This window comes from uncultured Campylobacter sp., from assembly GCF_938040115.1.
In the GTDB taxonomy this organism is placed as follows: domain Bacteria; phylum Campylobacterota; class Campylobacteria; order Campylobacterales; family Campylobacteraceae; genus Campylobacter_A.
In genome coordinates, this window is record NZ_CALHXD010000167.1 from 1 (window position 1) to 3,883 (window position 3,883).

The following is a 3,883-nucleotide window of genomic DNA, read 5'->3' on the forward strand; positions in this document are numbered from 1 at the left end:
CTCGGTCGGCTTCGGTCACGGACGACTAGTCCGCTCCCTCGCCTCCGTCGTTTCCGCCTCGTCTAAAGAAAAAATACTGCGCCTTATCGTTTTACGCTCAAATTTGGGGTCAAATTTGCAAATTTTACCGACCGAGACCCGCATCGTGAAAGCGTAAATTTGAACACGCAGCGCGTTAGCGCCAGATAAAACTGCGCATAGCGCAGCAACCTCTCACGTCGTAGGGGTTGGGGGATCGTTAAGGGGGAAGGGAGCGACTTCGTAATTCAAGCCTCCCCCCCCCTTAACAAACAAAAGCTAGTTTTATTAAAATCAACCCGATTTTTCGCTAAAATCATACTCAAATTTTACTAAAGGAAAGCCAAAAATGATACTTTGCGAGGACGATTATCCGAGGATTTTGGATCAAATTTGCGACTATTTGACCGCGGGCGAGGTGGAGCTAAGCTTTGTTGACGCCGAGGAGATGAAGGAGATAAACGTCCGCCAGCGCGGCATCTACGAGACTACGGACGTGCTGAGCTTCCCGCTTGAGATGCAGCTGCACGCGCCGCTTGGCTGTATCGTGATAAACACTGAGCTAGTCGCCGCCAAAGCCGCCGAGCTGGGTCACTGCGAGGACGATGAGACGGCTCTGCTTTTCACGCACGGGCTGCTTCACGTGCTGGGCTACGATCACGAAAACGATGCGGGCGAGATGAGGGCCAAAGAGTGCGAAGTGATCGAGAAATTTAGCCTGCCAAAAAGCCTCATCGTGCGAATGGAGGATGCGGGCGAAGAATAGGCAAAATCTCAGTAGCTTCGTAAAGGTGCGGGTTATGCCGAGCATAAAACTAAGCGCGGCGATAAAGCTTGGATTAGCTGCCTGCTAAAATGCGTTTTAGGCAGCCAGTAAAATCAAATTTGCATTTTGGCGTCGTAAATCAACGCGGCGTTAAGCGCTAAATTCGTTCAAACAAGCTATCAAATTTACCCTCCGTCCGCACGGATATCGCCTCGTAAAAAAGACGTTTCTCGCACACGCTTTGCCTCTGCGTTTAAATTTCCTCAAATTTGCCGCGCGCAGTGGTTAGATATTTAATAATTTTGGCTAAATTTACGAAATGTTTTATGTTTTATCGTCTTTAATCATTATTTTTATGAATTACGTTTCTTATCGCGGGCTTTTTGCCGATGCCGCGCTCAGTCCGCTTGCCGTGCATAAAAGGGCGCTTGGGCTATTTTTCCTGACGCTTGCCATCGGCGGCGTCGCGCTTGCTTTTTCGCTGCGGTTTAACTTTTTGGGACCTAGCCTTCGCATCGCCTGTTCGCTGATGCTGGCGCTGACGTTTATTATCTTTTCGTTCGTGCTTTTTACGAACGTCATCGCGCTCGCGGTTCGTCCCGTAACCAAGCGCGCGTTTAGTGAGAGCAGGCGTAAATTTTTGCGCATTTACCTTGACGTCACGATACTTATTTTGGCGTTTAGCTACTTTTTTAGAGGCATCTTTAACGCCGTAAAATTGCCAGAAGTAAAAGCGCAGGATATCGAGCTAAAGGGGCTAAAGGGCGAGCTAAAGATCGCGGTTTTAACTGATATCCATCTGGGTGATTTTTTGGGAGCGGACTTTGCGCGGGCGGTAACTAGGCGCGTAAACGAGCTTGACGCCGATGCGGTCGCGATCGTGGGCGATATTGCGGATCTGTCGCCGCACCGTTTGGCCGAGTTTATCGCGCCATTTAACGAGCTAAAGAGTAAATACGGCACCTTTTACGTACCGGGCAATCACGAGTACTATAGCGGCATCGACGGCACACTAAAAGTGATCCGCGAGACGACGAATTTTAAAATTTTAGGCAACGAAAATGCGCGCGTAGGCGGAGTAAATTTAGCCGGCGTTTATGATATCATCGGTTTTAGATTTAAGGCGTACGAGCCCGATCTAGTCGCAGCTCTAGGCGGTCGCGACACAAATTTGCCTACTGTTTTGCTCGCTCATCAGCCTAAGTTTTTAAAATACATGGACGAAAGCGCGCCCGTGGATCTGGTGGTGAGCGGACATACGCACGGCGGGCAGATTTTCCCGTTTTCGCTGCTAGTAAAGCTCGATCAAAAATACGTCGCCGGGCTATATAGAGCAAACAAAAATACGCAAATTTACGTTAGCCGCGGAGCCGGATTTTGGGGGCCGCCGGTGCGCGTGATGGCGCCTAGCGAGATTTCGTTATTAAGACTAAAAGGAGAGGTATGAGGGGACTTATTTCTAGGATATTCGGGTTTGTGGCGGCGGTTAGATTTCCGAGATTTTTGCAAACATTTATCAATGAAAAATACGTAAGCGGCTTTAAAATCGACATGAGTGAGTTTAAACAGCCTAGAGAGTACGAGAGCCTGACGGCACTTTTTACCCGCGAGCTACAGCGTCCGCGAGATTTCGACGTTTCGCCGCAGGCTTTTATCAGTCCTAGCGACGGTACGTGCCTAGAGTGCGGAGTGAGCAGGGAACTAAAGGCGATCAGCGTCAAGGGGCACGAGTACGGTATAGCAGAGCTTCTGGGCGATAGTATGGACCGCAGTGAGCGAGACGCTGAACTAGAGTACGTAAATATTTATCTAAGCCCGCGCGACTATCACCGCTACCACGCGCCTTGCGACATGAGGATCTTGTCCGCACTCTACGTGCCTGGCGAGCTATATAGCGTGGCCGTTAGCGCGCTGCTAAAGGTGCCAAATCTTTACGCCAAAAACGAGCGCGTGGTGCTAAAATGCGAGCTTGCAAGCGGCAAAAAGATGTGGCTGGTCTTCGTCGGCGCGCTAAACGTGGGCAAGATGAAATTTGACTTTGACGCGCGCATACAGACTAACGCCTGTGCCGGCAACGTCGCGCTTTATGAATACGAAAATTTAAGCGCGAAAAAGGGCGAGCAGCTGGGGATGTTTGAGCTGGGCTCTACGATCCTCATCCTTAGCGAGCAGGGCGCGGTCAAATTTGAACTTGCGGCCGAGCAAAAGCTAAAATACGGCGACAAAATAGGAACTATCAACTAAGGAGGCTCAATGGGAACGCAGCTACTCGAACAAAACGAGCTAAAAGAGACGCTAGAACTAAAAGAGCGCATCGAAAACAACACTGTCGTCGAGCTCTGGGAAAACAGCGAGGACTACGAGCGCCTGGTGAGCGCGACGCGCAAGACCATGCGCTACATCAACGACGAGCAGATAAAGAGCTTTGCCGATGCGCTAAATCAAACGAACGAAAAGATCTTAAATTTGACCTTCGAGGGCGTAAAAAAGCATCACGAAAAGAAATTTGAGCAGATCAGAAAAAAGCAAAAACTCTACGTCGCTTCAGCCTTTGTCGTCGGCGTTTTAGTCGGCGCTCTTTGTGTCTGGGTGGCGTTTAGGATCTTTGCGGCGTAGGTTTTTTACGCTCGGCCGTTTGCTATGCTTACGCGCTGTGAATATTATATTGCGCGGTTTTTTGGCAAATTTGACTTTTAAATCGCGCGATTGCTTGCGGCTTGGACGCGAAGGCTTAAATTTGACGTTTTGATTTTTGGGTTTGCTTGGATATTTGGCTTTAAATTTGAGCATGGCGGCTTTTAAAATTTGCGTATCGTTGCGGGTTTGGAGTTAAATTTGATTTCGGGCTGCGGCCGTAAATTTGATCTTTTATTTTTACCGCGGCGATCATCAAGCTTGCCTCTACTTTTTATGCGGCGGGTTGAACTGCTTTTTATTTATAAAATGCGTTATAAGTTTATAAAATTTGCATCTTAAATTTAACCACCGACTTGCGTATCTGCGCAAAAAGCTAAATTTTTATCTTCCTCGTCGCGTGGCGGATTATTTGCTGCGTGTTTTTGTTTTGCGAGCTTTGCCAGCGCACGAGCAGCTCTTTTG

At 48.7% G+C, this 3,883-nt stretch carries 4 protein-coding genes; all 4 read left to right on the forward strand.

Going from position 1 to position 3,883, the window contains the following annotated elements:
- The first annotated feature begins 367 nt into the window (after positions 1-367).
- The 4 genes from ybeY to Q0314_RS06010 all read left to right on the forward strand — a co-directional run bounded on the left by ybeY (position 368) and on the right by Q0314_RS06010 (position 3,400).
- Complete coding sequence (gene ybeY, locus Q0314_RS05995; RefSeq protein ID WP_298057522.1) at positions 368-784, forward strand: rRNA maturation RNase YbeY; 417 nt, start codon at positions 368-370, stop codon at positions 782-784.
- Between the two features lie 355 nt (positions 785-1,139).
- Positions 1,140-2,231 carry a metallophosphoesterase gene (locus Q0314_RS06000; protein WP_298057523.1) on the forward strand — a complete coding sequence of 364 codons (1,092 nt, stop codon included), beginning with the start codon at positions 1,140-1,142 and terminating at the stop codon, positions 2,229-2,231.
- Complete coding sequence (locus Q0314_RS06005; RefSeq protein WP_298057524.1) at positions 2,228-3,028, forward strand: phosphatidylserine decarboxylase; 801 nt, start codon at positions 2,228-2,230, stop codon at positions 3,026-3,028. The genes Q0314_RS06000 and Q0314_RS06005 overlap by 4 nt, the downstream gene beginning before the upstream one ends.
- Before the next feature lie 9 nt (positions 3,029-3,037).
- Complete coding sequence (locus Q0314_RS06010; protein ID WP_298057525.1) at positions 3,038-3,400, forward strand: hypothetical protein; 363 nt, start codon at positions 3,038-3,040, stop codon at positions 3,398-3,400.
- Positions 3,401-3,883 lie beyond the last annotated feature (483 nt).